At 67.0% G+C, this 26,718-nt stretch carries 26 protein-coding genes and 1 pseudogene; 11 read left to right on the top strand and 16 right to left on the bottom strand.

The features are described from left to right. Nucleotides 1-169: 169 nt before the first annotated feature. From JF781_RS23675 to JF781_RS23660, 4 genes are all read right to left on the bottom strand, one after another. Nucleotides 170-634, bottom strand: coding sequence for an SRPBCC family protein (locus JF781_RS23675; protein ID WP_225328906.1), 465 nt, complete (start codon nucleotides 632-634; stop codon nucleotides 170-172). 171 nt (nucleotides 635-805) lie between these two features. Next, nucleotides 806-1,459, bottom strand: a complete 654-nt coding sequence (locus JF781_RS23670) for a zeta toxin family protein (RefSeq protein WP_225328905.1) — start codon at nucleotides 1,457-1,459, stop codon at nucleotides 806-808. Nucleotides 1,460-1,472: 13 nt separating this feature from the next. Next, on the bottom strand, nucleotides 1,473-1,829 hold the full coding sequence (locus tag JF781_RS23665) for a type II toxin-antitoxin system prevent-host-death family antitoxin (RefSeq protein ID WP_308011570.1): 357 nt from the start codon (nucleotides 1,827-1,829) through the stop codon (nucleotides 1,473-1,475). A gap of 123 nt (nucleotides 1,830-1,952) precedes the next feature. After that, on the bottom strand, nucleotides 1,953-3,452 hold the full coding sequence (locus JF781_RS23660; RefSeq protein WP_225328903.1) for a condensation domain-containing protein: 1,500 nt from the start codon (nucleotides 3,450-3,452) through the stop codon (nucleotides 1,953-1,955). A gap of 565 nt (nucleotides 3,453-4,017) precedes the next feature. Here JF781_RS23660 and JF781_RS23655 point away from each other — a divergent pair. Next, nucleotides 4,018-4,560 (top strand): FKBP-type peptidyl-prolyl cis-trans isomerase, encoded by a 543-nt coding sequence (locus JF781_RS23655; RefSeq protein WP_374109757.1) that lies wholly within the window; start codon nucleotides 4,018-4,020, stop codon nucleotides 4,558-4,560. Between the two features lie 29 nt (nucleotides 4,561-4,589). Here JF781_RS23655 and JF781_RS23650 read toward each other — a convergent pair whose 3' ends face one another. Both JF781_RS23650 and JF781_RS23645 read right to left on the bottom strand, forming a co-directional pair. Beyond that, nucleotides 4,590-5,033 (bottom strand): limonene-1,2-epoxide hydrolase family protein, encoded by a 444-nt coding sequence (locus JF781_RS23650; RefSeq protein ID WP_225328901.1) that lies wholly within the window; start codon nucleotides 5,031-5,033, stop codon nucleotides 4,590-4,592. A gap of 165 nt (nucleotides 5,034-5,198) precedes the next feature. Further along, a complete protein-coding gene (locus JF781_RS23645; RefSeq protein WP_225328900.1) occupies nucleotides 5,199-5,960 on the bottom strand; it encodes an SDR family NAD(P)-dependent oxidoreductase in 762 nt (253 codons plus the stop codon). Between the two features lie 397 nt (nucleotides 5,961-6,357). Between JF781_RS23645 and JF781_RS23640 the strand changes: the two genes are divergently transcribed. Both JF781_RS23640 and JF781_RS23635 read left to right on the top strand, forming a co-directional pair. Next, nucleotides 6,358-7,041 (top strand): GAP family protein, encoded by a 684-nt coding sequence (locus JF781_RS23640; RefSeq protein WP_225328899.1) that lies wholly within the window; start codon nucleotides 6,358-6,360, stop codon nucleotides 7,039-7,041. Between the two features lie 52 nt (nucleotides 7,042-7,093). After that, a complete protein-coding gene (locus JF781_RS23635; RefSeq protein ID WP_225328898.1) occupies nucleotides 7,094-7,861 on the top strand; it encodes a class I SAM-dependent methyltransferase in 768 nt (255 codons plus the stop codon). On the opposite strand, the gene JF781_RS23630 is transcribed toward JF781_RS23635, so the two are convergent. Both JF781_RS23630 and JF781_RS23625 read right to left on the bottom strand, forming a co-directional pair. Then, complete coding sequence (locus tag JF781_RS23630) at nucleotides 7,858-9,093, bottom strand: osmoprotectant NAGGN system M42 family peptidase (RefSeq protein ID WP_225328897.1); 1,236 nt, start codon at nucleotides 9,091-9,093, stop codon at nucleotides 7,858-7,860. The two genes, JF781_RS23635 and JF781_RS23630, sit on opposite strands and share 4 nt — an antisense overlap. Nucleotides 9,094-9,175: 82 nt before the next feature. After that, nucleotides 9,176-10,057 (bottom strand): CoA ester lyase, encoded by an 882-nt coding sequence (locus JF781_RS23625; RefSeq protein ID WP_225328896.1) that lies wholly within the window; start codon nucleotides 10,055-10,057, stop codon nucleotides 9,176-9,178. A gap of 190 nt (nucleotides 10,058-10,247) precedes the next feature. Here JF781_RS23625 and JF781_RS23620 point away from each other — a divergent pair, with 190 nt between their 5' ends. After that, nucleotides 10,248-11,171, top strand: coding sequence for a class I SAM-dependent methyltransferase (locus JF781_RS23620; RefSeq protein ID WP_225328895.1), 924 nt, complete (start codon nucleotides 10,248-10,250; stop codon nucleotides 11,169-11,171). Nucleotides 11,172-11,181: 10 nt separating this feature from the next. Here the strand turns inward: JF781_RS23620 and zwf are convergent, their stop codons facing one another. Further along, the gene (gene zwf / locus JF781_RS23615) at nucleotides 11,182-12,681 is read right to left on the bottom strand and encodes a glucose-6-phosphate dehydrogenase (protein WP_225328894.1); all 1,500 of its coding nucleotides are present in this window, start codon (nucleotides 12,679-12,681) and stop codon (nucleotides 11,182-11,184) included. Nucleotides 12,682-12,825: 144 nt separating this feature from the next. Between zwf and JF781_RS23610 the strand changes: the two genes are divergently transcribed. Then, a complete protein-coding gene (locus tag JF781_RS23610; RefSeq protein WP_225328893.1) occupies nucleotides 12,826-12,996 on the top strand; it encodes a hypothetical protein in 171 nt (56 codons plus the stop codon). A gap of 4 nt (nucleotides 12,997-13,000) precedes the next feature. Here the strand turns inward: JF781_RS23610 and JF781_RS23605 are convergent, their stop codons facing one another. The 3 genes from JF781_RS23605 to hrpA form a co-directional block, all read right to left on the bottom strand. Next, nucleotides 13,001-13,978 (bottom strand): hypothetical protein, encoded by a 978-nt coding sequence (locus tag JF781_RS23605; RefSeq protein WP_225328930.1) that lies wholly within the window; start codon nucleotides 13,976-13,978, stop codon nucleotides 13,001-13,003. Between the two features lie 96 nt (nucleotides 13,979-14,074). Then, nucleotides 14,075-15,586, bottom strand: a complete 1,512-nt coding sequence (locus JF781_RS23600; protein WP_308011568.1) for an FAD-dependent monooxygenase — start codon at nucleotides 15,584-15,586, stop codon at nucleotides 14,075-14,077. Nucleotides 15,587-15,700: 114 nt separating this feature from the next. Beyond that, nucleotides 15,701-19,606, bottom strand: a complete 3,906-nt coding sequence (gene hrpA, locus JF781_RS23595) for an ATP-dependent RNA helicase HrpA (protein ID WP_225328892.1) — start codon at nucleotides 19,604-19,606, stop codon at nucleotides 15,701-15,703. Between the two features lie 133 nt (nucleotides 19,607-19,739). Between hrpA and JF781_RS23590 the strand changes: the two genes are divergently transcribed. From JF781_RS23590 to JF781_RS23580, 3 genes are all read left to right on the top strand, one after another. Then, nucleotides 19,740-20,762 (top strand): YhjD/YihY/BrkB family envelope integrity protein, encoded by a 1,023-nt coding sequence (locus tag JF781_RS23590; protein ID WP_225328891.1) that lies wholly within the window; start codon nucleotides 19,740-19,742, stop codon nucleotides 20,760-20,762. Between the two features lie 59 nt (nucleotides 20,763-20,821). After that, a complete protein-coding gene (locus JF781_RS23585; protein ID WP_225328890.1) occupies nucleotides 20,822-21,595 on the top strand; it encodes an enoyl-CoA hydratase/isomerase family protein in 774 nt (257 codons plus the stop codon). Between the two features lie 67 nt (nucleotides 21,596-21,662). Next, on the top strand, nucleotides 21,663-22,325 hold the full coding sequence (locus JF781_RS23580) for a cutinase family protein (RefSeq protein WP_225328889.1): 663 nt from the start codon (nucleotides 21,663-21,665) through the stop codon (nucleotides 22,323-22,325). Between the two features lie 7 nt (nucleotides 22,326-22,332). Here JF781_RS23580 and JF781_RS23575 read toward each other — a convergent pair whose 3' ends face one another. Then, complete coding sequence (locus JF781_RS23575; protein WP_225328888.1) at nucleotides 22,333-23,007, bottom strand: IF2 family translation initiation factor; 675 nt, start codon at nucleotides 23,005-23,007, stop codon at nucleotides 22,333-22,335. A 26-nt stretch (nucleotides 23,008-23,033) separates the two neighbouring features. Continuing rightward, nucleotides 23,034-23,591: a CsbD family protein gene (locus tag JF781_RS23570; RefSeq protein WP_225328887.1), complete on the bottom strand. Its 558-nt coding sequence runs from the start codon at nucleotides 23,589-23,591 to the stop codon at nucleotides 23,034-23,036. Between the two features lie 324 nt (nucleotides 23,592-23,915). Between JF781_RS23570 and JF781_RS23565 the strand changes: the two genes are divergently transcribed. The 3 genes and pseudogenes from JF781_RS23565 to JF781_RS23555 form a co-directional block, all read left to right on the top strand. Beyond that, complete coding sequence (locus tag JF781_RS23565) at nucleotides 23,916-24,932, top strand: zinc-dependent alcohol dehydrogenase family protein (RefSeq protein WP_225328886.1); 1,017 nt, start codon at nucleotides 23,916-23,918, stop codon at nucleotides 24,930-24,932. Between the two features lie 45 nt (nucleotides 24,933-24,977). Next, nucleotides 24,978-25,232 (top strand): hypothetical protein, encoded by a 255-nt coding sequence (locus JF781_RS23560; protein WP_225328885.1) that lies wholly within the window; start codon nucleotides 24,978-24,980, stop codon nucleotides 25,230-25,232. Nucleotides 25,233-25,312: 80 nt separating this feature from the next. Further along, nucleotides 25,313-25,471: pseudogene (locus tag JF781_RS23555) on the top strand (glutathione-dependent formaldehyde dehydrogenase); the annotation flags it as partial. A gap of 83 nt (nucleotides 25,472-25,554) precedes the next feature. Here JF781_RS23555 and JF781_RS23550 read toward each other — a convergent pair. Both JF781_RS23550 and JF781_RS23545 read right to left on the bottom strand, forming a co-directional pair. Further along, on the bottom strand, nucleotides 25,555-26,400 hold the full coding sequence (locus JF781_RS23550; RefSeq protein WP_225328883.1) for an MOSC domain-containing protein: 846 nt from the start codon (nucleotides 26,398-26,400) through the stop codon (nucleotides 25,555-25,557). A gap of 99 nt (nucleotides 26,401-26,499) precedes the next feature. Then, the coding region (locus JF781_RS23545; RefSeq protein WP_225341313.1) for an SHOCT domain-containing protein at nucleotides 26,500-26,718 on the bottom strand (219 nt) is incomplete at its 5' end.

Raw genomic sequence — 26,718 nt, 5'->3', positions numbered from 1 at the left:
CGCCAAAGCCTACTGCCCCGGACAACTCGAAGAAAGCAAGGCCAAAGGCGGGGGCTGAGTGGCCGGTCAAGCGCGGTGCTGCGCCCAATGTTGTTGCAGCACAGGGGTGAACTCGTCGGCGTGATAATGAATAGGAGTGACCGGTGTTCGAGATGGTCTCCGCGAGACGTCAGATATTCGTTTGGTCGCCAGTCAAAGCCCGCTCCGCCGTTCGCAGAACCATGCGGATCCCCAATCCGATCAACGGTGCATAGAGCCGGGTGAAGAAACCAGCGAGGACGGGGCTTTTGAGCCGGAAGGTTGTCGTCCACAGAACTTCGGTGCCTCCCGGCACCTCTCGCAGCGTCACCGATCCGCCGCTGTGTTGCGCCGGGGGCACGGTTGACAGGGCTTGATAGCTCATCAAGCGCGGGCGTTCGAACGCTGTGACGACTTCGGTGACCTTTGAACCCGAGCTGGCGAATTCACGAATTGAGCCGACCCCGAAAGGTTCTGGGCCATCGACCGGGCGGACGCGAGAGTAGAACATCCCCGGTATGTCGCTCCAATTGTTTCCGTCGATGAGCCAGTCGAACACCGCATCGATTGGCGCAGCGATGGATCGGCGCAGGCTCACTGTCCGCATCGCCGCCATCGTTCATCCTGACCGGTAGGTTCGCGAGTCTTCGCAGCCGTTACGCGAACGAGTGCCTTCATTTGCGTGCCTTCCCTCGTGTATGGGGATATCGAACCGAGCCGGCCGATGGGGATCAATACCTTGTGGCAGATCGCGAACGGTGAGCGGGGCGGAAATCCAGGCTCCCGTTCACGATCTCTGCGCGAGCTCCAGCGCGGCGGCGACGACGGGCTTGGCCCAAGGCGGTGTGTTGGTCAGATCGGAAGGCCCGACGATGCGCCCGCGGTCCATGTGCAACACCAAGGCCGGCTTCGGTGCCTGCCCGATTGTGGGATCGGCGCTCGCAGAGTTGTCATACACCCGCAGCGCGGTGAGTGCGGGCAGTAATTTCACGAGATTGATCAGGCTGTGGCGATAACGGCGGCGGATGTCGGCGTCGGAAATGTCATGCCCGCCGGCGCGGACCCGTTGTCGCACCCGCGCGATGCACGTATCCGCGCTGTCGAGCCCCACATAGAAAACGCGGACCTCGAGTCCGCGCTTGGCGGCCTCAGCCAGCAGTCCCGGCATCGTGTTGCCGCCGAGCGTGGTCTCAAAGGTGAAATCGAGGCCCTGATCAATCGCCTGCTGCAGCAGCCTCCGGCCCTGTTCCCATGCTGCCGCGTCAGCGTCGGCCTGTCCCAGCCCGGGGTTGGCCGCCATGATCTGGCGTGCGGCCTCGTCGGGGTTGTAGTACTCGCCGCCCTTATCGCGGATCGTCGCGCCCACGACACTGCTCTTGCCGGCGCCGTTGACGCCTGCCAACACGTGTATCTGCGCCGGCATCGTTGTCGTGCGAGCCACGGGCCGCGTTGGATCAGCGCAGCTGCGCGGCGCGTGCCGCCTTCACCGCTGCGGCGCCCATCTCGTCCGGTGTGGCGTCGAATGCCGCGGCTACCCCGGCTTTGGCCTTCGGCGCCTGCATCGTCGCCAACAGCTCGTCGAACCGCTCGCTGAGATCGTCGAGCGCGGGTGCCGCCGTCGCGGCCAAAGCCTCGAATTCGGCGTACGACAGCAGCACGGCCCTGGGGGTGTTGTGCTTGGTGATCACCACCGCCCCGCTGACCGCGGCCTCATCGAAGACGCTGCCGAACTCATTTTTGAGGCGGCTGGCGGTCACCGAGGGGACATCGACAAGCTTGCCGTCGCGGTTGCGGAACGAGACGGTGGATATGGCGCTCCCCTGCTTGGTCTGCATGTCCGCCATTCTAGCTGTTTTGTCCATTTTGTACGAACAGGCCATTTGTGCGGACGGCCTGTGCTCGGTGCTTATCGGGGACTGGCCCAGCGCCGTCGTCTACAGGTGAAGCCCTGCGCTTTGCACGAGACGACCAGTGCCGTCGGCCCGGTTCGCCGTCGATCTGGTGGCCGCCGCGCCGACTACCGCCGCCGGTCGTCGGCGGCGGGGTACCACCGCGGCCCCGTGTTCGGCGACGCGAAGACACGTGGTCTTGAGCGCCCGGACATACCGCTCAACCGAATCGCGGGCGACCGGATTCTGCGGAAATGCGACCGTCAAGGTGGTCTCATCCTCGAATCGGTTCACCCACATACGCACGTCGTCCGACGTTCTGCCGTCGCCGTAGATTCCAGCATTCAAACCGTCCCATTCAGAACTGAGCGGAATCCCTCGCACGTCGGCGTACGACAGCATATGGAGTTTGCCCGCAGGCATTCTGATCTGCCCTCCAAACGAAGCCAGCTCCACGACCCGCTCAAAGGGGGCATCGGCCAGATCGATTCCCGAATCAAATGAAGCCTGCGCGGCGGTGACCGCATCACCGAAAGACAGTCCTGCGATCGGGACGGTAACCGGGATAAAGCTGGCGAACCAACCCGGCGTTGCGAATTCGGCCGGCGTGCTGCGCGTGTCGTACGGCGTGATCCCGTAGTACGTCTGGATGCCGGTCAGCTCGTGTTCGGCGAACGCTGCACATGCAAACACGCCGCCGCTGAAACGAGCGCCCGCATTCGTGCACACGGTCTCGAACCGCTCTGCCTGATCCTCGTCCATGAGCGGTACGACGGCCACGCCGCTTCCGCACGGCACCGACGGATGACCAAGTGGCAACGGGAAACTCGGAAGAGTTCCCCCGTTGTTTTCCGCAAACCGGATCCATGCGCGCACTTGCGGGGACTGCAGAGTCAGCGCCGCGGTGTGCTGATGCTGTCGAACGCAGTACTCGTCGTAGCTGCCCGGCTCGGGCAGCTGCATGGGAACCCCGCCCACCAACGCGGCGTACATGGAATGGATCTCGAGGAAGATCACGCCGACCGACATCCCATCGATGACCAAATCGTCTGCGCTCATATAGAACGTGAAGTGATCCGGGTGCTGAACAACTCCGAAGGTAAAGCAGTCCCACCGAAGCGGGCTCGGTGTGGCCAATATGTGCGCGCGCAGTTCGGTTGCTGTCATTTCGCCCCGCTCGAGCGGCGAAAATTCGATGTCAGTGGCATCGCTGAAGGTGTGTCGGACGACGTGGCCGTCGGCTCGATACGTGAACCAGCTGTGGTACGTGTCATGCCGGCGAAGGTGAGCGTTGATCGCCTGGGTCATGGCGGGTATTTCGCACGTGCCCGGCATATCCCAGGCGCCGACGTTCAGGCGCGTCATATCCAGTCCGCGGGTTGCATGGTCGCTGAATCGTCGAAGATGCTCAACCTGCTGATAACTTGCGGGAACGTCACTTATTGGTGCCTGCCGAGCCTTGTGGTGTGCCGCCGGCGTCGCATGCCAAGAAATGACTGCCCCGGTCCCCGGATCCCAGTTATGGACCGTCCCAAATGTGACCACAAAACCTCCTCGAGGCCGCGGCGGAATTGCCGGTGGCCGCAGCGATTGGGGCACCATACCCACAGGGGTGTGGCACCTACGGAACGACTATTTAACAAACGTCTACTAAGGGACACTCGATCAATATCGATGGCGTTATTCCACGAATGTCTACTAATAGCAGCGCATGAAAGGGCAACCATACGCGCACGTCAGAGGGGCTTTCGCGGCTCGCGTTAGCGTACATTTGGCAATGTGGGCAACACTAGAGCCGAATCGAAACTGTTAGTTACATCACACTGGAGGGAATTGCCGGGGCACCGCGCTCGTCGTCGCCGCAACTTTACTTACCGAACGTGACTGGCGGCAGAAAAAAGCGCTATTGCGCATTTGTCTGATTGTGTAATGGCGGGCTCTCTGTAATTTGTCCGGACATTGTTGCCGATAAACGTTGGTCGGTTCGTGCAATCCAGTAATACAAAAGCTTCAGACCCGAAACGACGACGTAGGCCGTGACCATGGACTCGGGCTACGACGAAGGGGCGCCATGCGTCGCTGTAGCGTGACGGTCGTGAACTCCTTCCGGATGTATTCGTCTGTGGCCCTCGCGGCCAGTGCCGCGGCAACCGCTCTCCTGCTCGCTGGATCGGGCACGGCAAACGCGGCCGACTCGTGCCCAACCGCGGCCCCGCAGAATGGCGGAACGCCCGACTGGACCCTCGCCGGGAACACGGGGAGCGTCGCTGTCACCGGGTCTACCGATACGACGGCCCCGCGGGTGACCGTGACGGCGCCGTTCGCCGTGACCCAGACCCAGGTGCACACGCTGCGCGCCGGAGATGGACCCGTGGTCCCGAGCACCGCCAAGGTCTCCGTCTGCTACATGGGCGTCAATGGTCGCGACGGGTCGGTGTTCGACAGCAGCTACCAACGCGGCGCCCCCGTAGACTTCCCGCTGACCGGAGTCGTGCCGGGCTTCCAAAAGGCCATCGCGGGACAAAAGGTCGGGTCCACCGTCGCCGTCGCGATGGTCCCCGCCGATGGCTACCCCGAAGGTCAGCCCAGCGCCGGAATCCGGCCGGGCGACACGCTCGTCTTCGCGATCAAGGTCCTCGGCGCATCGGGCTAGGACGGCCGCCAAAGGCCCTGCACCGTCGGCTAATTGCTCAACGGGGCGAACATCAGCGCGGGATCGATGCCGAGTTGCTGCGCGACGTGGGCGGTGTCCCAATACTCTCGCCAATGAGTGATCGCGCCGTCGCGAACCTCGAAAATCGCGGTGACGTAGAACGTGACGGCCACGCCATTCATTGAGTTCACGTCGACTCGTTCGACGATGACGGTGTCGCCGTCGGACACGATGGTGCGGATCTCGCTCCCCTCGATCATGCCGGTTGACAGCGTGCTGTGCTTCTCGAGTTCTGCGCGCGCCGCGTCGCGGCCCCGCACGACCGGAGACAGAGGAACGTGGAGTTGCCACACGAAGTCGTCGGCCATGAGCGCGGTCATCGCGTCGACGTCCATGCTCTCGCCGTAAGCGGCATGTATAAAATCGACCACGATCTTCTCGTTGTCATTCTTGGTGGCAACACTTTTCGCCATCTCGTTTTCCCTTAAGTGTCAGTGCGCGGCGTTCGCTATTTGTCGAACTGTAGAGGGCCGCGGCCGTCGGCGTTCGCACTTCGCGCGATTAGCGCAGGTATACGAAGCGCTTAGCTCCACGCTGCGGTGAGTACCTCAGGGGCGCCCGCCGCGGGGTGTTCCGCTTCAGACTTGGTTGAATCCGCCGTCGGCGGTCACCGTGGATCCGGTGGTGAAGCTGGACAGATCGCTCGCCAAAAACACTGCAGCATTGGCGATCTCGATGGGATCGGCGAAGCGGCCCAACGGGATGGTCGCGATGCGGCCGGCGCGGAACTCCTCGATGGAGGCGTCGGGGTTGGTTTGCGCGGCCAGCACATCGCTTCCCGGGGTGGCGGTGGATCCGGCGACGATGACGTTGACCCGGATCTTGCGGTCGGCGAGCTCGTTGGCCCAGGCGCGGGCCAGTGACCGGACGGCGGCTTTGGTGGCGGCGTAGATGCTCAGCCCGGCGCGGCCGCGGTCCGCGGTGGTGGAGCCCGTCAGGATGATGGAGGCGCCGTCGTTGAGCAGCGGCAGCGCCTTCTGGACGGTGTACACGACCCCCTTGACGTTGGTGGTCAGCAGTGCGTCGAGGTCATCGTCGGTGATCTCCCCCAGCCGCGCCACCCTGGTCGCCCCGGCATTGGCCATGACGATGTCGAGGCCGTTGCCGGCGGACGCGACCTCCGCGTAGAGCCGATCCAGGTCCTTCGGAATGCCGACGTCGCCGGGCACGGCGGTGGCACGAGGACCCAATTGGCTTGCCGCGGCGTCGAGTTCGGGTTGGCGCCGTCCCGTGATGAACACCCGTTCGGCGCCTTCGGCGAGGAATCGCTCGGCGGTGGCGAGCCCGATCCCGGAGTTGGCGCCGGTGACGACGGCGGTCTTACGGTCGAGCAGTCCCATTCAGTGCTCCTGACGTCGGCGAGGGGGGTTCGGTGATCTACGTCCGAGTGCCATTGGGAGTCAGATTATTTGGCGGAATTCACCCGCGGAGCTTTGATAGGACTCCAACGTCCAAGCCCCGATGAGGTATTCGCGAAGGCCCTGCGGGGAAAGCGCGGTCATCGGTGGCGCACCTCCGGATTCGATGTGCCGTCGTTGTGTGGATGCGTCAGCCACGTCGCCGACGACTCGATCATGCCGCGGATCCCCCGCGCTGACACCATCGCCCCCTGCCTGCGCGCTCCCGTCTGACCGTATTGTCTGCAGCATGATCGCCGCTTTGATCGTGTCGCCGTGGTCAGTGCCCAGCCGCTTCCGGGCGCCCGGCGAATCCGCACGCTAGGCCCGGTACAGGCGCGTGGCGGCTCTGATACTTGCCCTTGCGGGCCTGGCGTTTCTCGATTCACTCAACGTCCTCAACGTCGGCGTCGTCTCGGCGGTCATCTTCGATAGCCGGCTCAGCCGCCGTTCCCCCATCCCGGGCGCCTTGAGCTTCGTCGCGGGCGTGTTTGCCGTGACGACCACGTTCGGCCTGTGCACGGTGCTGGGAATCAGCTTCATCACCGAGGCGCTCGATTTCCGCCTCACGCCGGCCATCCGGTTTCGCGGCGAACTGCTGTTGGGAATCGTGCTGATCTGCTTGGCGTACTTCCCGCTGACCGCGCAATCCGCGGCTCCCGGCTGGGCAATGGCGGCCATGCGCAAACGCCCGTGGCTGCTCGGATTCCTCGGGCTAGCGGTGGGAAGCGGACAGGCGCCGACCGCGGTGCCGTACCTCACGGGCCTGGCCATGCTGGCCGCGCTGCATCCACGACCGCCGCTGTGGCCGCTGGTCATCATCACCTACTGCGCAATCGCGGTGTCGCCACCGCTGGCGATCCTTGCACTGTCGATGAGACGCACGGCGCGGGCCGCCCGCATTCAGCGGGGACTGATACGCGTGCTCACCCGCTACGGGCCCATGTCGGTGCGACTTTTGTTTCTGGTTTTCGGCGTCGGCCTCATCGCCGATGCGCTCGTCAATCACAGCGCACTCTGGTGACGCGCGATCCTTTCTCACGTTTTGCATAGCGAGCTGAATTACGTTGTCGCGTGTGACTGATCGTCAAGCGCGTGCAATGTCGTTCGGAGCCATCGCCGAGGACTACGACGGCCTACGGCCGCAGGCCCCGCGGGAGGCGGTGGACTGGCTGATGCCGCCGGAGTGCGACGTGGCCGTCGACGTCGGCGCGGGCACGGGTTTGTTCACCCGCACGCTCATCGGCCGGGCGGCGCACGTCATCGCCGTTGAGCCCGACGCCCGGATGCGGGCGGTCCTGGCCGACCGGTCCCCCGGTGTCCGCGTCGTCGAGGGCAGCGGAGAGTCGATCCCACTCCCCGACCGTGCCGCGGATGCGGTGTTCGTCTCGGCGGCGTGGCACTGGATGGATCCCGAACGGGCGGTCCCGGAAATCGGGCGGGTACTTCGCGACGGCGGGCGCTTCGGGCTGATTTGGACCAGTCGAGATCGCGACGTGGACTGGGTCCGCGACCTCGACCTGCTGCCCGGCGACGAAAAGACCGATGCGGATGGACCCGAGCGCTTCCGCCGGCTCCACGAAAACGTCGCGCTCCCCGATCCGCAGACCTTCCACCATGTGGCCCGCGAGGCGTTCACGTTCGTGCGCACGATGCGGGTCGACGACGTCGTCAAGATGGTGGGCACCTACAGCAGGATCATCACCGCGTCACCCGAGGACCGCGAACGCCGGCTCACCAATGCCCGCGCCGTGCTGCGCGAGCGCTTCGGAGCGGCCGACGCGATCGACGTCCCCATGCAGTCCCGCTGCTGGCGCGCCGACCGGATGGCCCGCGGCTCTTAGGCCTGGGGTCCCTCCGACGGCGGCCAGGGTGTCCCGGGTGACGCCTCGCCGGGGCTTTCGTAATCGCCGCGGGACAGCGGCACCCACCGCTCGCTGGGCGCGGGCTGCTTCGACGAGGGAAAGTCGCGCAGGCTGCCCGTCGGCTTGGCGTCCCACTTGGCGAACGTCAACGGCGTCTGCAGCCAGCAGTGCAGGAGGTTGTACGCGGCTTCCAGCGAATCGATGTGGGTGCGCTCCCAGCCGTGGCTGCCGTCGAGGCCGAAGCCGACGAGCGCGGCGCGGGTGTTCGCCCCCGCCTCGATCGCCGCGGCGGCGTCGGAGCGGTAGTAGCGAAAGATGTCGCGGGCGAACGGGATTCCCCGCTCCTGGGCGAGGCGGCAGAGCTTGCGGGTCAGGTGGTAGTCGAACGGGCCGTGCATGTCGGCCATCGGGATCGTCACGCCGTCCTCGAGCGAGTGCTGCCCGGGCGCGCACACCGCGTTGTCCACGGACACCAGCTCGGCGACGTCCGCGGGCAGCCCGTGGCTGGCCCCGTGACCGACCTCCTCGGTGATGGTGACCATGATCGTGGTGCGGTGCGGCAACACCACCTTGTTCTCGGAGAAGTTCTTGGCCAGGGCGAGCGCGATCGCGACACCCGCTTTCCCGTCCAGGTGACGCGACACGATGAACCCGTCGGCGGTGAGCTCGGGGCTGGTGATCAACGCCACGAAGTCGCCGATCTGCAGGCCGAGACGAAGCAGGTCCTCGCGCGAGGACACTTTGCGGTCGATGCGAACCTCGACGTGGTCCCAGTCGGTGGGTTGGGTGTCGATCTCGTCGCCGAACGCGTGGCCACTGGACTTGAGCGGCATGACGGTGCCGGTGATGAACTCGTCGGGGTCGTCGATGAAGATGCGCACGCGGGCTCCCGCGGCGAACCGGGCCGAGAAGGTGCCGACCGGAACCAGCTCCAGGCGTCCGTTGTCCTTGAGGTCGCGCACCATGCAGCCGATGGTGTCCGAGTGAACCACCAGCGCCCGGTCGGTGGTCGCCGACTCCCCCGGCAGCTCCGCGGTCAGCGCCCCGCGCCGCGTCAGCGTGAACGGCACGCCGAAGTCGTCGAGGATGTCGCCGATCAGCTGCATCACCGCGTCCGTGCGCCCCGACGGACTCGGGGTCTGCAGCAGCGCGAGCAGCGTGTCGATCATCCACGTGCGGTCGGCCTCGGCCATGGCCGCGGTCTCGCCCACCTTGTCTCCTCTCGAGTCGTCGGGAATCGCGTACAACCTACCGTGTGGCCGCGCCCGACCGCCCGGCCCGGGTTAATCCGAGCTAGGAAGCGGTTTCCATCTCCGCGATCAAATCGGCCAGGGCAAGAATCCGCTGGGCGTCGCGCACGTGCAGGCTCTCGATCATGCGGCCGTCGACCGTGATGACGCTGGTGCCCGCGGCCCGCGCCTCCTCGTAGGCCGACACGACCTTGCGGGCGTCGTCCAGCTCCTCCTGCGAGGGGCCGAACAGTTCGTTCGCCGGGGCGATCTGCGACGGGTGGATCAGGGTCTTCCCGTCGAATCCCATTTCGCGGCCGTGCCGCGCCTCGGCCCGGAATCCGCTCTCGTCGGTGATGTCGTTGAACACACCATCCAAGATGATTTTTCCGGCCGCCCTCGCTCCCAACAGGGCCATGCCCAGCGCGGGCACGACGGGCGCGCGCCCGGGGACGTGCAGGCCGTGCAACTCGTTGACGAGATCATTGGTGCCGACCACCAGCCCGGCCAGCCGCTCGCTGGCCGACGCGACCTCCTCGGCCCTCAAAAACGCCCGGGGCGTCTCGATCATCACCCACAGCTGCAACGCCTTCGGGGCGCCCAGCGCGTCGAGCGCGTCGGCCAGCGCCCGAACCTGTTGGCCCGTCTCGACTTTCGGCACCAGCACACCGTCGGCGGCCGACCCCGCCACCGCGGCCAGATCGTCGCTGTGCCAGTCGGTGTCCAGCCCGTTGATGCGCACTACGACCTCACGCGGCCGGTAGCTCTGCGAGGAGATCGCCTCGCACACCGACGCCCGCGATTCGGCCTTCGCGTCCGGCCCCACGGCATCTTCGAGGTCGAATATCAGCACGTCCGCCGGCAGCGATTTGCCCTTTTCCAGCGCCCGGGGTTTGTTTCCGGGTAGGTACAGGGCGGATCGGCGCGGGCGCAAGGTCGGTGCCATAGCGTGATTCACTTCCTGTCGTCGAGCGTCACGGGAATGCGGTCAAGGCGGTGGGCGCGGGGTGACCGCGGCATAGGCAGAAAGTACCGTTGCGGGTACCGATGTGTCGTCGCGGGTGGCGGCGCGCGCATCGCGCAAATGCGGGCCTGATCGGCCGACGCGGCGACTGGATCCCGGAAGGGGAAAACGGATGTCATCGACTGATTCGGCACGGACCGAGGGCGATAGCTGGGACCTGGCGTCGAGCGTGGGGGCGACCGCGACGATGGTGGCGGCCTCCCGGGCGCTGGCTTCCCGCGAGCCGGACCCGCTGCTCGACGACCGGTTCGCCGAGCCGTTGGTGCGGGCGGTCGGACACCCCTTTTTCACCCGGATGCTGGACGGCCAAATCCCGCTCGACAGCGACGATTCGCCGATGACGCTGCAGCAGCGGCGCGAGCAGATGACGGTGCGGACCAGGTTCTTCGACGATTTCTTCCGCGCCGCGACGGCGGCCGGCGCGCGCCAGGCCGTCATCCTGGCCGCCGGGCTCGATGCCCGGGCCTACCGGTTGTCGTGGCCGGCGGACACCGTCGTTTTCGAGGTCGACCAGCCCGAGGTCATCTCCTTCAAGACCGACACGCTCGCCCGGCTCGGCGCGGAACCGACCGCCGAGCGCCGCACCGTCGCCATCGATCTGCGCGATGACTGGCCAACCGCCCTGCGCGACAGCGGGTTTGACACCAACTCCCCGACCGCCTGGATCGCCGAAGGCCTGCTGCCCTACCTGCCGCCGGAAGCCCAAGACAGGCTGCTGGACAACATCACCGCGCTCAGCGCGCCGGGCAGCCGCCTGGCCACCGAGAACATCACCGATATGAGCGTGTTCACCGACGAACGGGCGCGGGCCATGCGCAACACCTGGCGTCAACACGGGCTCGACATCGACGTCGCCGAACTCGTCTGGCTCGGCGCGCGCCGTCCGGCCGCCGAGCACCTGGCCGACACCGGCTGGAACGTCACCCGCCACCCCACCGAACAGGTATATGCCGACTACGGTTTCGTGGTGCCGGACAACGAGATCCTCAAGGAATTCCGCCACGCCATCAGTTATCTCAGCGCCGAACTGAGCTGAGCCGCCCCCATCAGGGCCTGGCGTCGCGCCACTCCCGCTCGAACGGCAACCGCCACGCGTTGGGGGCGATCAACTGGTGAATCGCGTTGGGCCCCCACGTCCCCGGCTGGTACAGCTTGACCGCGGGCGGATCGGTGAGCAGCTCTTCGGAACGCTCCCATAACGATTCGATGCCTTCGGCGGTGTTGAACAGCGTGTGATCGCCGCGCATCGCGTCGAGGATGAGTCGTTCGTAGGCCTCCAGCACATCCACGACCGTCTCGATCTCCTGCGACGAAAATTGCATCGACAGCTTGTCCAGCTTCATGCCGGGGCCGGGCCGCTTGCCGTAGAACGACAGGGACACCTTCGAGTTGTCGGCCAGGTCGAACGTGAGGTGATCCGGGCCTTGGGTTCCCACTCCGGATCCCGGCGGGAACATCGTGCGCGGGGCCTCCTTGAACGCGATCGAGATGACGCGGATGCCTTCGGCCATCTTCTTACCCGTCCGCAGGTAGATGGGCACCCCGGCCCACCTCCAGTTGTCGATGCCGACCTTGAGGGCGATGAACGTCTCGGTGTCGGAATCCCTTGCCACCCCGGCTTCGTCGCGATACCCCTGGTACTGGCCGCGAACCACATTCGACGGCTTGACCGGCAGCATCGACCGGAACACCTTGTTCTTCTCTTCGCTGATCGCAAACGGTTCGAGCGCCGTCGGCGGCTCCATCACCACGAACGCCATGACCTGGAACAGGTGGGTGACCACCATGTCCTTGTAGGCGCCGGTTTCTTCGTAGAAGCTCGCCCGTTGATCCAGGCCCAAAGCTTCGGGGATATCGATTTGGATGTGGTCGATGAAGTTGCGGTTCCAGATCGGTTCGAACAGACCGTTGGCGAAGCGGAACGCCAAGATGTTCTGGGCGGCCTCTTTGCCCAAGAAGTGGTCGATACGGAAAATCTGGGATTCCTCGAAGGTTTCGTGCACGAAGTCGTTGAGCGCCACCGCACTGGCCAGATCGGTGCCGAAAGGCTTCTCCATCACCACCCGTGAGCGTTCGACCAGTTTCGCGTCGCGCAGCATGCTGATCACCGCGCGCGCCGCCTTGGGCGGCACCGACAGGTAATGCAATCGCCGGGCCTTGGCGCCCAGGTTGGCTTCGGCCTCCGCGACGGCGGCGGCCAGCGCTTCGGGTCCGGCGCCCTGCGGGACGTAGGTGATGATGTTCGCGAAGTTCGCCCATTGGTCGGGCGTGAGCTTGTGCGTGCCGAACGAATCGATCGCGTCCTTGGCGAGGTCCCGGAATCCGTCGTCGGTCAAATCCTCCAGCGACGTGGCGACGATTTGGATGTCGGGTGCCAGCTCGGACTGGTCCAGGTACGCCAGACCGGGGAGCAGCTTTCGCTTCGCCAGATCCCCCGTCGCCCCGAAAAGGACGATGACGTGGGGGTCCAGCGGATCGGCATGGTGGCGGCGCGGGCGTGCGTCGGGCGCCGGATACGAGATGGTCTGAGGTTTCGCGGTGGCCACCCTTGCGATAATTCCACCGTCGCGGCGCTCTGTCGCCTATGTCTCCTGCCCGCCGGCTCGGTTAGCGATCGCACGATCGGGTATGGGATAGCGGCGGGCTCCCGGCATCGGGGTTCGCCCCTCACCAAGCCAACGGAAAGCGACATGACAAGACCCGACAAAGACCCATTGAGCCGCGCTCAGGAGCTGGAGAACATCGTCGATCGGCTCGAGGAGAAGGTCGCCGAGGACCGCGAAGCCGAAGACGTCCCCGGTAAGCCCAGCGACCGGGAGCATGCCGCCGTCCGAGGCTCGGACACCGAGCCGCCGGACTAGCGGGTCATCCGCTCGGCAGATCTACGGCGTGAGCTTTCAGCGTCGCCAGCGTTTCCGCCGCCGGCCACTCGTTGGCGCGAAATCGCACGGGGGTGATCCCCGCAACGGGAAGGATGCCCACCACGTCGACCACCGTGGCGAACGGCACGGTGAACTTGTCCGTCACGTTCGACGGATCGCCGATGAGAAACGTGACGTAATCGGTGTGCGGCAGCTCCCAGGCCGGGCCCTCCCCCCAAACCGTCGTCGTGCGCCGCCCCCACGGAGTGTCGATCACCTGCGCCTCGCCGACGTATTGCGGGAATAGTTCGCGCTCGTAATGCGCCCGCAGATATTCGGTCTGATGTTGGTATTCCCTTGCGGCCAAAAGGCTTCGAGCCGTCAGGCCAAAACTGCGCAGCGGGTGCGGGCCGGCCTGGTCGAACGGGACGATGACGGCGCCCTCGATGGTGTAGCCCTGGGGCGAGACGGGTTGTTCGGCCTCGAGGTACAGCTGCTCGGCGGCCTCGAAGAGCTCGGGCACCTCGTCCGGGGCGTCGGTGCCCAGCACCAACGCCCCGTCCCCGGGGAAGAACACCAGAGGTCGAGGCCCGCCCGCTACCGCCAGCGAACCCAGCCACCCCGCGGCCAAAATCATCGAGTCGACGTAGCTGGCGCCGTCGTCGTCCTTCAACAGGTACTTTTCGCCCGGTGTGAAGCTCTGCTGCCGCGCGGTCAGATTCTCCCGGGCCACCGCGAACGCCTGATCGCCGGTGATGCCCCACGCGCCGGTTTCGGCCGTCGTCACCATGGCCCGCACCGTGGGCAGGTCGACGACGACCATCTCGTTGATGTGCGGGAACACCGGGCGCACCCAGGGCTGCGCCCCGGTGTTGACCAGTTGATTGGCGTAGCTTTGCGGCCGCAGCACCGGCCTCAGCAGGGGTTGGGCTTCGGCCCAATTCAGCGGCGGTGTCGACGATTGGTCGCTTGCCATGTCCACGGTGCGTGCTTCCTGCTCATGATCAAGGAACACGCACGATACACCGTGCGCGGGGCAAAACAAGTCACCGATTCGCCGGCTCGCGACCCGCGCCCGTCACCCCGCGGGTGGTCCGAACCAGACGCTGAGGGCATCACGAAGCGCCGGGTCGGCCCCCTCGCCGACCCACGCAACGTATCCGTCCGGCCGAACCAACACCGTGGCCGGCGGGCTCACCGTCCCCAGCGCCGGAAGTTCCCAATCCCCAGCGTGTTTCGCGTCGACCACGCGCACCCGTCCCGCCCACGGCGCGAGGTCGATGCACCCGGCCTGGCCGAAATTGAGCAGCACGGGCCGGCCACCGCCCAGCAGGGCAAACACCCGCAGCGGACCGTCAGCGGTGACCAGGTCCAGGTCGGGCATGCGGCGCCCCAGAAGCGGGTGCCCCTGTCCGAGGTCGTACCGGATGTCCAGTCCGGACATCATCGCGGCGAACCGTTTGCGGGGCTCCTCCATGCCCAGCAGCTCGCACATGGTGTCCCGCAGGGCCTCTGTGCCGTCGTCCGCACGAAGGAGCGCCAGCTGCGCGATCGAGTTGCGCAGCACCCGTTGGGCGACCGGGTGCCGTTCGGTGTGATAGGTGTCGAGGAGGCTGTCGGGCGAGGTTTTGTTGACCACTTGGGCCAGCTTCCACCCCAGGTTCACCGCATCCTGGACGCCGGTGTTCAGCCCCTGCCCGCCCACCGGGTGGTGGACGTGGGCGGCATCGCCGGCCAGCAGCACGCGTCCGTCGCGATAGGATGAGGCCTGCCGGGCGGCATCGGTGAATCGCGAAACCCAACGGGGACTGTGGATTCCGTAATCCGTCCCGTAGACGGCGACGAGCGCCTGGCTCAACTCGTGCAGTGCGGGTTCGCCCCCGGTTTGAAGGTGCTGTTCGGTGACCATGATCCGCACCGGTCCGCCCGCCTCGGTGCTGGACAGGGCATGGACACCGCGCGCGTCCCGGCGGATACCCCATGGTGGGGATTGGCCGTCCTTGAAATCCATTTCGGCCTCGGCAAGCAGATAGCTCGTCGTGGCATCCCACCCCGGAAATTCGATGCCGGCCGCTTTGCGAACGACACTGCGTCCACCGTCGCACCCGACGAGATATCCCGCCCGCATCGCCCGGCCATCGGAGAGCACGACGTCGACGCCCGTGCCGTCTTGGGTAAGAGTCGCGACCTCCCGGCCGCGGTAGATCCGCACGCCGAGCTCGCCGACCCACTCGGCCAGAAGTCGTTCGATCTGGTTCTGCCACAGCGCCAGTCCGTACGGGTGGCGGGTGGGAAAGTCGCTGATGTCCAGCCGAATCTGGGCGAAACCCGCCACCTGCGCCACCTGACCCTGCGACAAGAACCGGTCGGCGATGCCGCGCTGGTCGAGGATTTCGATGGTGCGGGCGTGCAGGCCGCCGGCGCGCGAGCCGATCAAGTCCTGGTTGGCGCGCCGCTCGACGATCGCGACGTCGACCCCGGCCAAACCCAATTCGCCGGCCAGCATCAGCCCCGTCGGGCCGCCGCCAGCGATGAGCACCCCATGTTCGATTTCGCCACGCGACTCCTCCGACGTTTGCGAAACACCCACTTCGCCACCCCGTTCCTCCCGAATTTCGGTTTCGGACAGCGATTTTGCGTCACCACCCGGGTCTTGCGGCAAGCCCCCGGGTGCGCTATAGGTTGAAAGTGGCGGGGAAAAGAATCAGGAGCGATCGCGGACGGCGTCGATGGCGCGGTAGATCCGCTGCTCGCTGACCGGCCGCGGCGTGCCGAGCTGCTGGGCCCACAGGCTCACCCTGAGTTCCTCGATCTGGCGGGCGATTTCGCGGACATCGGCGGCCGTCTTCGCCGCGTGCGGCAGCTCACGCAGCAGTTCGTCGTAGGCATCCTGCACGGCGTGCACCCGATCCATGCGCTCCCGATCGGCCTGAACGCCACGGGCGAGCCCATCCAGGCGGCGACGGATCGCGACCAAGTAGCGGGTGAGATCGGCGAGGTGCGCGCGCCCGGTGGCGGTGACGAAGCCGGGCGTCAAGAGCCGGTCCAGCTGGGCGCGCACGTCGGCGACCGCGTCGGCCTGCGCGGGCGACGGGTTGGCGGGCAGCACGAGTTGCACCTCCTGGGCGGCGGCCAGCACGCGCTCGACTCCCCGCACAATCTCGGCGGTCATGGGCGCCAGGGTCTTTCCCGCCCGTTCCCGCAATGCGATGAACTCCCCCAGTGTCCACGCCGGTGCCGTGAGGAGCGCGTCGGTCGCGGCGTCGGCGCAGTCCTCCAGCAGGGCGGGCAGGTCGCCGTCGGGGTTGGCGCCGAGCGTCAATCGGGTGCGCGGATCAAGTTGACGCGCAAGTGCTTTCACTGGAGAGGGGACGCTGAGCCGGACCAGCCGCCGAAGGCCGGGGCCCAACGCCCGATCCTGTTCCTCCGACGTCGCGAACACCTTCAGGTCGACGGCCCCGCCGGTGTCGACGAACGCGGGAAAGCCCCGCACCGTGCGTCCCTCGATCGCGCGCTCGACGACGCGGGGCAGTTCGTCGAGATCGTCGGGCCAGGTGCGCAATCCCGTGCGCTCCAACTCGGCGGCGACTGCATGCGCGACGGCTTGGCGGGCCGGCGCCGTAAGGCGTTCCTGCAGCTGGCGCAGATCCTTGCCGCGGGCGACCTCAACGCCGTCGGCGGACTCCACCGCGAACGTCACCCGCAGGTGCGGCGGCAGCTTGTCCAGGCCGAAGGCGTCGACGGGTACCGAAATCCCGGTGCGACGGCGCAATTCGCGCCGCAACGCCGGCAGCAGCGGCTCGCCGGCCGGGTCGATCGCGGCCAGCACCGCGCGGGCCGTGTCGGGGGCGGGAACGAAGTTGCGGCGCAGGTCTTTCGGCAGTGAGCGGATGAGCGCGGTCACCAGTTCCTCGCGTAACGCGGGTACCTGCCACGCGAACTCGTCGCCACCCAAGCGCGCCAGCACGTCGATCGGTACATGCACCGTGACCCCGTCGTCGGCGGCTCCCGGCTCGAACCGGTAGGTCAGCGGCAGCGCGGCGTCACCCGTCCGCCACGTGGTGGGCCGATCGGCGTCGGCCTTGTCGTCGGTGCGCAACAGCTCGGCGCGGGTGAAGGTCAGCAGCTCGGGTGTCTTGTGCCGCTGGCGTTTCCACCACGCGTCGAAATGCCGCGCCGAGACCACCTCGGCGGGGATGCGGGCGTCGTAGAGCGCGTAGACGTCGTCGTCGCCCACCAGTAGGTCGCGGCGGCGGGCCCGCTCCTCGAGCTCCTCGAGCTCGGCCCGCAACCGGGCGTTGTCGCGAAAGAAGTGATGGCGGGTCTGCCACTGCCCTTCCACCAGGGCGTGCCGGATGAACAATTCCCGCGCCAGCACCGGCTCGATGCGGGCGTACCCGACGCGGCGGCGCGCCACCAGCGGCAGCCCATACAGGGTCACCCGCTCGTAGGCCATCACCTCGCCGCGCTTGGCGTCCCAATGCGGCTCGCTGTAGTTGCGCTGCACCAGGTCGCCGGCGACCCGCTCGACGACCTCCGGCTGGATGCGCGCGGCGGTGCGCCCGTACAGGCGGCTGGTCTCGACCAGCTCGGCCACCACGACCCAGCGCGGCGGTCGTTTAGTGAGCGCCGAGCCGGGTGCCAGCACGAAGTTCGCGTTACGTGCGCCCAGATACTCGCGAGTGTCCTCGCGGCGCATGCCCACATGCGACAGCAGCCCGGCGACCAGCGCCGCGTGCACCCGGGCCGGATCGGCGGGCTCGTCGGAGGTGTCCTCGACGATCCCCAGGTCGCGGGCGATGCTGCGCAGCTGCCCCGCCAGGTCCTGCCATTCGCGGATGCGCAGGTAGTGCAGGAATTCGGAGCGGCACATCCGCCGAAACGCGTTGCCGGATAACGTTTTCCGTTGTTCGCGGAGATAGCTCCACAGGCGCAGGTACGACATGAAGTCGGAGTGCTCGTCGGCGAAGCGGGCGTGCTGTTGGCGGGCGGCCTCCTCGCGGTCGCTCGGCCGTTCCCGCGGGTCCGGGATGGTCAGCGCGGCGGCCAGTACCAGCATTTCGCGCACGCACCCCTCGGTCTCGGACTGCAGGATCATCCGGCCCAGCCTCGGGTCGACGGGCAGTCGGGCGAGGCGGCGGCCGAGCTCGGTGATCGCGCCCTGGCCGTCGAACGCGCCGAGCTCCTGCAGCAGTTGCACGCCGTCACGGATGCTGCGCCGGTCCGGCGGATCGAGGAAGGGGAACTCGTCGATGTCGCCGAGCTGCAGCGCCGCCATCTGCAGCAGCACGGCGGCGAGGTTCGTCCGCAGGATCTCGGGCTCGGTGTAGCGCGGCCGGGACGCGAAGTCCTGCTCGGAGTACAGCCGGATGCAGACACCGGGCGCGACCCGGCCACACCGGCCGGCGCGCTGCGCCGCGGACGCCTGGGAGATGGGCTCGATCGGTAGACGCTGCACCTTCAGGCGGCGGCTGTAGCGCGAAATCCGGGCGTTGCCCGGGTCGATGACGTAGCGGATCCCCGGCACGGTCAACGACGTCTCGGCGACGTTGGTCGCCAGCACGACGCGGCGGCCGGTGTGCGGCGCGAACACCTTTTGTTGCTCGGCGGTGGGCAGCCGGGCGTACAGCGGAAGCACCTCGGTGTGCTTGAGCCCACTCAAAGCCTCTGCGGTGTCACGGATCTCGCGTTCACCCGAGAGGAAGACGAGGACGTCCCCGGGCGGCTCGGCCTGCAGTTCACCGATGGCGTCGACGATCGCCTCGACCTCGTCGCGGGTCTCGGTGCGGACGATCTCGTGGTCGGGGTCGTCGGGATCATCGTCAGATCCAACCGGCACAGGGACTTCCAGTGGCCGATAGCGGATTTCCACCGGGTACGTCCGCCCGGACACCTCGATGATCGGCGCTCCGCCGAAATGGTCCGCGAAGCGCTGCGGCTCGATGGTGGCCGACGTGATGATCACCTTCAAATCGGGCCGGCGCGGCAACAACTCGCGCAGATAGCCGAGCAGGAAATCGATGTTCAGGCTGCGCTCGTGGGCCTCGTCGAGGATCAGGGTGTCGTAGCGCAGCAGGCGGCGGTCGCGCTGGATCTCGGCGAGCAGGATGCCGTCGGTCATCAGCTTGACCAGCGTGCGATCGCTGACCCGGTCGGTGAACCGCACGGTGTAGCCGACGGTCTCGCCGAGCTGGCTGCCCAGCTCGTCGGCAATGCGCTGGGCGACGGTGCGCGCGGCCAGCCGGCGGGGTTGGGTGTGCCCGATGGTTCCGCGGATGCCGCGGCCTGCCTCCAGGCAGATCTTGGGCAGCTGGGTGGTTTTGCCCGACCCGGTCTCCCCCGCGATCACCACCACCTGATGCGCGCGGATCGCATCGGCGATTTCCTGCCGCCGTTCGCTGACCGGCAGGTCGGGATAGGAGACGTTCGGGACGGCGGCGCGGCGGGCCGCGATGATCGGCCGGGCCGCCGCGATCTCGTCGGCGAGCCGCCGCAGCTTCTCGGGCGGGGCACCGCGGAGGCTCTTCAGGCGCCTGCCGATGCGGGCGGCGTCGCGCAAGGTCAGGCCGTCGAGCTCGTTGCGCAACTGCGCTACAGACGGTTCGGCCACCCCGCACACGATAGGCACCCACCCGGGCGGCGCCCCAAAACCCCACGGCGACCAGCACGATTGACGTCGGCCGAATTCGGGTATGACCTCGCGAGCGAATTGTTGTGGGCTTGTGCGGGGGACGTGATCGGCGATGGTCGGTTGGTTAGACGGGCTGCAGCGGCGGAATCGAACCGTCGGCGTGATCGTCGCCGTCATCTACAAATACAACGACGACCAAGGCGGTTACCTCGCCGCACTGCTCACCTACTACGGACTGGTATCCCTGTTCCCGCTGCTATTGCTGCTGACCACCGCGCTGGGAGTGGTGCTGGCCGGCCGACCCGATCTACAGGCGCAGGTGCTGCACAGCACGCTGAGCCAGTTCCCCGTCCTCGGCAGCCAGCTGCATCACCCCGAGGGGCTCAGCGGAGGCACGGTGGGCGTGGTCGTGGGCCTGCTCGGGGCGCTCTACGGCGGGCTGGGCGTGGGACAAGCGCTGCAGAACGCGATGGATTCGGTGTGGGCGGTCCCGAAGCACAAGCGGCCCAACCCCATTCGGTCCAGGTTGCGGAGCGCCCTGCTGCTGTTGGTGCTCGGTTCGGCGGCCATCGCGGCCACCGTGTTGGCCGCGGCCGGACACGCCGCCGGCGCCGTCGGCATCGCCGAAACCGTCGGCCTCGCGCTCGCCGCCGTCGCGATCAACGCGTTGATCTGCCTGGTGGCTTTCCGCGTGACGACCGCGCGGGCACTGACCTACCGGCAGGTGTTGCCCGGCGCGGTCGCCGCGGCCTTGATTTGGCAGATGCTGCAGTGGTTCGGGGCGGGCTACGTTGCGCACACCGTGAAGCGGGCCAGCGCGACCAACAGTGTGTTCGCACTGGTGTTGGGGGCGTTGGCCTTTCTGTTCCTCGCGTCGGTGGCGCTGGTGCTGTGCGCCGAGGTGAACGTCGTCTTGGTGGACAAGCTGTACCCGCGCGCGCTGCTCAGCGCGTTCAGCGACGACGCGGACCTCACACCCGCCGACCGCAGGACCTACACCAAGAAAGTCAAGGCCGAACGCGTCAAGGCCTTTGAGCGTGTCAGCGTGCGGTTCGATGACGTCAAGCGGATGCCCGCGAAGGCCATTGGGCGCCTTGGCGTTTCCGACGACTCCCACCACTCCCGCGCGCCATGAGGACGGTTAGCCCCCGGCTGATGGCGTGCTCGCTGCGCCCGGCGCAATAGTCTGCAGTCATGAGCCTGGTCACCTATGAGCTGCACGATCACGTCGCCACCATCACGCTGAATCGCCCGGAGGCGCGCAACGCCATCAACGGCGCGCTGCGCCAGGACCTCAACGCCGCCTGGGATCGTTTCCGCGACGACCTGGACGCCTGGGTCGGGATCCTGACGGCCAACGGCAGCGTTTTCTGCGCCGGCGGCGACCTCAAGGACGGCGAGGGCTCCGTCGGCACGTTCGGCGGCACCTTCTGGGAGAAACCGACAATCAACTCGTTCGAGAGCGGCATGGAACTCTTCAAGCCGACCATCGCCGCCGTGCACGGTCCCTGCATCGGCTACGGCGTGACCGGCGTGTTGTTCTGTGACTTCGTCATCGCCAGCACCGAGGCCACCTTCTGTTTCCCCGAGGTCTCGATCGGGGTGCCCACCATCGTCGGGGCGATCCGGCTGCCGCAGCGGGTGGGCTGGGCCAACGCCATGGAACTGCTGCTGACCGGGAAACCGATGAGCGCCGAGCGGGCGAAAGAGGTCGGCCTGGTCTGGAGACTCGTCGAGCCCGACCAACTGCAGGCCGAAGCGCAGGCCTGGGCCCGCACCCTCACCGAGGCCGCCCCCTTGGCCCAGCGGGCGACCAAGGAGGTGGCCTGGCGGACCGCGGACATGGGCTGGATCGAGTCGGTGCGCTTCGGGGAGACCATGCGCAAGGTGGCCGGCGCGACCGAAGACGTCGCGGAGGGTCTTCGGGCATGGGGCGAGAAACGCAAACCGCAGTGGCGTGGCCGCTGACGCCTCACGGATCCCGCAGAACCGGCCACCGCCACCGTCGGGGCGGAGCATGTGTCAGGATTCGGGGATGAATGCACGCAGACTTGCTCGCTTCGTTGGTATCTCGGTGGTGACGGCGTGGGCGGCGCTGAGTGCACCCATCGGTGCTCCTACCGCGGCCGCCGATCCATGCTCGGACGTCTCGGTGGTCTTCGCCCGCGGCACCCACCAGGAGCCCGGCCTCGGCAACATCGGCCAGGCATTCGTCGACTCGCTCACGTCGCAGCTCGGCGGACGGTCCGTCGACGTCTACGCCGTCAACTACCCGGCCAACGACGACTACCACAACAGCGCGAACGCCGGCGCCAATGACGCGAGCGCTCACATCCAGGACACCGTGGCCAACTGCCCGAACTCCCGGATCGTGCTCGGCGGATACTCGCAGGGCTCGACGGTGATCGACCTCGCCACCAACTCGCTGCCCGCCTCGGCGGCCGATCATGTGGCCGCCGTCGCCCTCTTCGGCGAACCCACCAGCGGCTTCTCCACCATGTTGTGGGGCGGCCAACCGCTCCCGACGATCAATCCGGCCTACGGCGCCAAGACCATCAGCCTGTGCGCCCCCGATGACCCGATCTGCTCCGGCGGCGGCAACATCATGGCGCACGTGTCCTACATCGACGCCGGGATGACCGCCCAGGCCGCGACGTTCGCGGCCGACAAGATCAACCAAACTGCGCCGCGCACCTGAGCCGCGGTCAGTCGTTCGCCCGCTGCTCCTGCCGTTCTTGCTTTTCGGCGGCCGCCAATTCCGCGACACGATCCGCTTCGGCGCGCTTGCCGGCGGCCTCGCCTAGCTTGTCCTCGGCCTCATCGAGTTTGGCGGCGGAAGCCTTGGACGCGGCGCGCTCGGCGGCCTGAGTCCTGTTCTCCACCTGTCGTTTGGCCGATTCGACCGCGTCCTTCTGCTTGGTGGCCACCTCGTCGACGCGCTGCTTCGCCGAGGCGCTCTTCTTCTGGGCCGACTGTGCCGCTTGCCGTTTGCGGTCCTCGGCGGCATTGCGCGCCTGCGCGATCTCCTGAGCCGTCGCCGCCTGCGCTTCCTGACGTTCCTCGATCGCCTCCTCACGAGCAGCCGTCAACTTCGCGTCGGCCTGCTTCTTCCTAACCGCGGCGGTCGCCTCCAGCTGCGCGGCACGTCCCAGCGCGTCGCTGCGTTCGACGAGCGCTGTTCCCCGCTCGACCAGCTGCGGGTCGCCGAGCGCATTCCCGACCGTGCTGTCAAGCATGCCGAGCGAGCGCTCATAGAGCAGTCGCGCACGCGCTTCCGCCGGGATCCGGGTGACGACCCGATCCTCGATCAACTGCAAGGGGAACCGGGCGAGTTGGTAGTGAAACCGCAGAACTGCCAACGGGGCGTCGGATATCTTCATCATCTTCTCCTGTACGTGGCCCGCCCTCAGGGCAGGTCGGCTTCGTCGGACACGTTCCGGGCATGGTGGCGAAGGCGATCGGCCTCCGCTTTTTCGTTGGCGGCCACCTGCACCGAGGTTTGATGCTGGGCGGCGGCATCGACGACGTCCTGCGTCGCCTCACCGATTTCCTCTCGCTCGTCGGCCCGGGCCCGCTGTATCTGCTGCTGTGCGTCGAGCTCAGCCCGAGTTTGTTCCGAGGCGGCGCTCCGCTGCGCTGCCTGGTCGGCCGCGCGTCTCTGAGCGGCCTGTCGGGCTTCGATCGAGTCCTCCGCGGCGACCGCGTGGGCGTTCGCCGCCAGGCGTTGCTGGGCGCCGTCCGCCTTCGCTTCGGCCGCGTCATCCCGCGCTTGCTTGGCCTGAGCCTCGGCGACCGCCTCGGTTGCGTTCGCTTCTTTGCGCTCGTGCGCCTGGGTCTGCTCGAGCTGCCCTTCGGCGGTCAGCGAATCATTGCCCGTGACGGCGCCGACGACCTCTTTGGCTTTGCCTTTGACCGAATCGATCAGGCCCCTACGCGCTTCGTCGGCCTTGTTGTGCTTACTCATCGAAATCTCCTTGAGGCGTTGGCCAAGAACGTTCGTTCACGCATGGGGATTCCACGGACCCGGCCGATCAAACACGACGTGAACTGGGTCACTGATCGCCAGGACTTCATCGCCGCGATCGGAGGTCGTGAATCGGTAACTGCCTCAACATCTTTCGCGGCAAAGGCTCCTTGCCGTGCGCGAAAGACGGGCGTGGCGTTACCCTTGCCGGCATGGCCATCGAGTCCAACTCGACGGATGCGGAACATCAAATGGCGTCCAGGCGCGGTTGAAACCCATCGATTTGGGTAGGTCGGCCGCCACCGCCGGGAGAGGGAAGGCACTATGCGAGGAGCTGTCATTTACGGCGCCGGCGATGTCCGTTTCGAGGACATCCCGGATCCCGAGATCGTCGCCCCGACCGACGCCATCGTCCGCACCACCGCCACCTGCGTCTGCGGCTCGGATCTCTGGGACTACCGCGGCATCAACCCCGTTCCCGAGCCCAAGCCGTTCGGTCACGAATACTGCGGCGTCGTCGAAGCCGTTGGCAGCGAGGTCAGCTCGGTCAAGCCCGGCCAGTTCGTCATCGGATCCTTTTTCGCGTCCGACGGCACCTGTCCGAACTGCCGCAACGGAGTTCAAACTTCGTGTGTGCACGGGGTGCTGATGAGCGGTTGCCAAGCGGAGTTGGTGCGCATCCCGATGGCCGACGGCAGCCTGGTCGCACTCCCCGACCAACCCGACCAGGACTCGATTCCGGACCTACTGACCCTGTCGGACGTGATGGGGACCGGGTGGTTCGCCGCCGAAGCGGCCAACGTCGCTCCCGGCATGACGGTGGCCGTCGTCGGTGACGGCGCGGTCGGATTGTGTGCGGTGCTGGCCGCCCGCGAAAAGGGCGCCGAGCGGATCATCGCGATGAGCCGCCACGAGCCCCGACAGAAGCTGGCGCGCGAGTTCGGCGCCACCGACATCGTCACCGAGCGCGGCGACGACGGTGTCGCCGTCATCAAGGACATGACCGAGGGCGTCGGCGCCGACGCCGTGCTGGAATGCGTGGGCACCGGCCAATCCATGCAGCAAGCCATTCAATCCGCCCGCCCCGGCGCCTTCGTCGGATTCGTGGGCGTCCCCCACGACGTCAGCATCACCGGCGAGCAACTCTTCAGGACCCAGGTCGGGCTCCGCGGTGGTCCCGCCCCGGTCCGGCACTTCCTGCCCGACCTGATCGAGTCGGTGCTCGACGGGCGAATCAATCCCGGCAAGGTGTTCGACCTGCACCTGCCGCTTGAACAAGTCGCCGAGGCCTACCGGGCCATGGACGAGCGGCGTGCCATCAAGGCATTCCTGCAGCCCTGACCTGGCCTCGGCGGCGGCGGACGGACATCGGCTACGGTCGACGGTATGTCCAAAGCCTCCGGTAACGACCTCATCGACGACGTCACCCCTGGCGACATCATCGCCGTTGACCGCGGCTCCGGTGCACAGCCCTACAAAGTCGTGTTCAAAGACTCCACCGATGCGGGATACCTCGTCACGCTGGAAAGCGACAGCGGGGAGACCTTTCAGCTCGACGTGGCCGCCGGCACCGCGGTGGAAAGGTCCCTCGAGGCGAAGTGGGAGTCCGCGCAAAGCCCCACACCGAACTCGGAAAACTAAGGACACCCCGGGCGACCGCGAGACATGAACGCGGTGGTCCACACGGAAAGTGTTGGCCCGCCGGCCATTCGGTGATCAACTACATAACCCGGCTTTTCGACTACGTCGAGCAGGGCGACCTCGACCCGGCGAAACTGATCACCCACGACGTGCCGCTCGACGAGGGCGTACGGGCCTACGACTTGTTCAAGAACAAGAAGGACAACTGCATCCGGGTGGCGATGCGGCCAGGAGTGTGACCGTCGCCGGCTGGCGCGAGCTGGCCGAGCAAGCCGAAGAACTCGACACGGCGTTGCGCAATCTGGGTGGGCGACGGCCGTGGCTACGGCTGGATGCTGACCGGATCCCCCACGCGGATAACGCCTTTGGTGACCACCGAGAGGTAGGCGCCCGCGCAGGCCTGCGCCCCGTGACCGCCCGTGTTCAACCGGTTTTCCTTCGCGGGGATGCGAAGCGCCTGCGGGGCCCGCGGCAGCGCGCCGTGTTCGAGCGTGGGAACCACGCACCGGGAGGTGGCGGTCAGCACCCGCAGTCGCGCCTCACCGACGGTGATATCGCTTCCGACCCAGTCGTTTTCGGCGTACGGCGGATAGTCCGGCGGTGTCGCGATCACCAGATTCGGCCGGTACCGCAGAGCCTCCACACCGATGTGCTCGAGGGTTGCCGTCGTGATCGCGTGCAGTGGGGCTTCGTCGGTGAACGAGTCCCCCGGGGTGGCCTGGGCGATCCGCAGGATACGGCCGTCGACCTCGGCGTCGAGACCGAGTTCGAGCAGTTTCTCCGGATCGGGGCGGACCAGCGTCGCCCCCTCGGGCCGCTGGGCCACGAGTTGGACCGGTCGTCCGGTCAATCGGGAGATCAGCTCGTCGACACCGGGGTCGTCGAAGGCCACGTTCGTCCCGTCGGGCAGCCTGATGCTCACGCCCTCGGCGCCCGCGTGGGCGGTGCACGTCAAGAGGCTCCGCCAGAGCCGTGGATTCTTGGCGCTGGCCACGTGGCCGGTTTCGCCGTCCACGAGTGCCAGCCGCCGGTCGCCCTCGGCACCACGCTCGTCGACCGACAGGGCATCGAGCGTTTCGCCGAGCATGGACTTCACCGGGTAGCGGAGCAACGCCGCCACGCGCATCTGCACGGCACCGGGGCCGTGGCCGGCCGACGACTTCTCCATAGGCACCTTCACTCGAGCGTCACTGCCCACTGTGCCTCAAACCGGAGCGCGTCACCACTGATCTATACGCGCGGGCGGCAAGGGCGATGGTCGGTCGGATCAGCCAGGAAGCAGGCGCTTTTTCTGCTCTTCGAATTCCTGCTGCGTCAGGATTCCGGCGTCGCGCAGCGACGCCAGCTCGCGCAGCTCGGCGGCGATGCTCGTGATCGGTCCCCCCGCCGACACCTGAGGGGTCGTTGCGGATTCCTCCGTCTTGTCTTTCTTCTTCGGGTCGCGCCCGGCCTTCGCCGTCTCGGCCCGGCTTCGCTCCCGACCCAA

The organism is Mycobacterium sp. WUMAC-067, assembly GCF_020217485.1.
Classification (GTDB): Bacteria; Actinomycetota; Actinomycetes; order Mycobacteriales; family Mycobacteriaceae; genus Mycobacterium.
This window is presented reverse-complemented; position numbering and strand designations above follow the sequence as displayed.

Coding starts and splice junctions, on each gene's coding strand:
- JF781_RS23675 (WP_225328906.1), bottom strand. CDS start 634: ATGGCGGCGATGCGGACAGTGAGCCTGCGCCGATCCATCGCTGCGCCA.
- JF781_RS23655 (WP_374109757.1), top strand. CDS start 4,018: ATGTATTCGTCTGTGGCCCTCGCGGCCAGTGCCGCGGCAACCGCTCTC.
- JF781_RS23650 (WP_225328901.1), bottom strand. CDS start 5,033: ATGGCGAAAAGTGTTGCCACCAAGAATGACAACGAGAAGATCGTGGTC.
- JF781_RS23645 (WP_225328900.1), bottom strand. CDS start 5,960: ATGGGACTGCTCGACCGTAAGACCGCCGTCGTCACCGGCGCCAACTCC.
- JF781_RS23625 (WP_225328896.1), bottom strand. CDS start 10,057: ATGGCACCGACCTTGCGCCCGCGCCGATCCGCCCTGTACCTACCCGGA.
- JF781_RS23620 (WP_225328895.1), top strand. CDS start 10,248: ATGTCATCGACTGATTCGGCACGGACCGAGGGCGATAGCTGGGACCTG.
- JF781_RS23610 (WP_225328893.1), top strand. CDS start 12,826: ATGACAAGACCCGACAAAGACCCATTGAGCCGCGCTCAGGAGCTGGAG.
- JF781_RS23590 (WP_225328891.1), top strand. CDS start 19,740: ATGGTCGGTTGGTTAGACGGGCTGCAGCGGCGGAATCGAACCGTCGGC.
- JF781_RS23585 (WP_225328890.1), top strand. CDS start 20,822: ATGAGCCTGGTCACCTATGAGCTGCACGATCACGTCGCCACCATCACG.
- JF781_RS23580 (WP_225328889.1), top strand. CDS start 21,663: ATGAATGCACGCAGACTTGCTCGCTTCGTTGGTATCTCGGTGGTGACG.
- JF781_RS23575 (WP_225328888.1), bottom strand. CDS start 23,007: ATGAAGATATCCGACGCCCCGTTGGCAGTTCTGCGGTTTCACTACCAA.
- JF781_RS23570 (WP_225328887.1), bottom strand. CDS start 23,591: ATGAGTAAGCACAACAAGGCCGACGAAGCGCGTAGGGGCCTGATCGAT.
- JF781_RS23565 (WP_225328886.1), top strand. CDS start 23,916: ATGCGAGGAGCTGTCATTTACGGCGCCGGCGATGTCCGTTTCGAGGAC.
- JF781_RS23560 (WP_225328885.1), top strand. CDS start 24,978: ATGTCCAAAGCCTCCGGTAACGACCTCATCGACGACGTCACCCCTGGC.
- JF781_RS23550 (WP_225328883.1), bottom strand. CDS start 26,400: ATGGAGAAGTCGTCGGCCGGCCACGGCCCCGGTGCCGTGCAGATGCGC.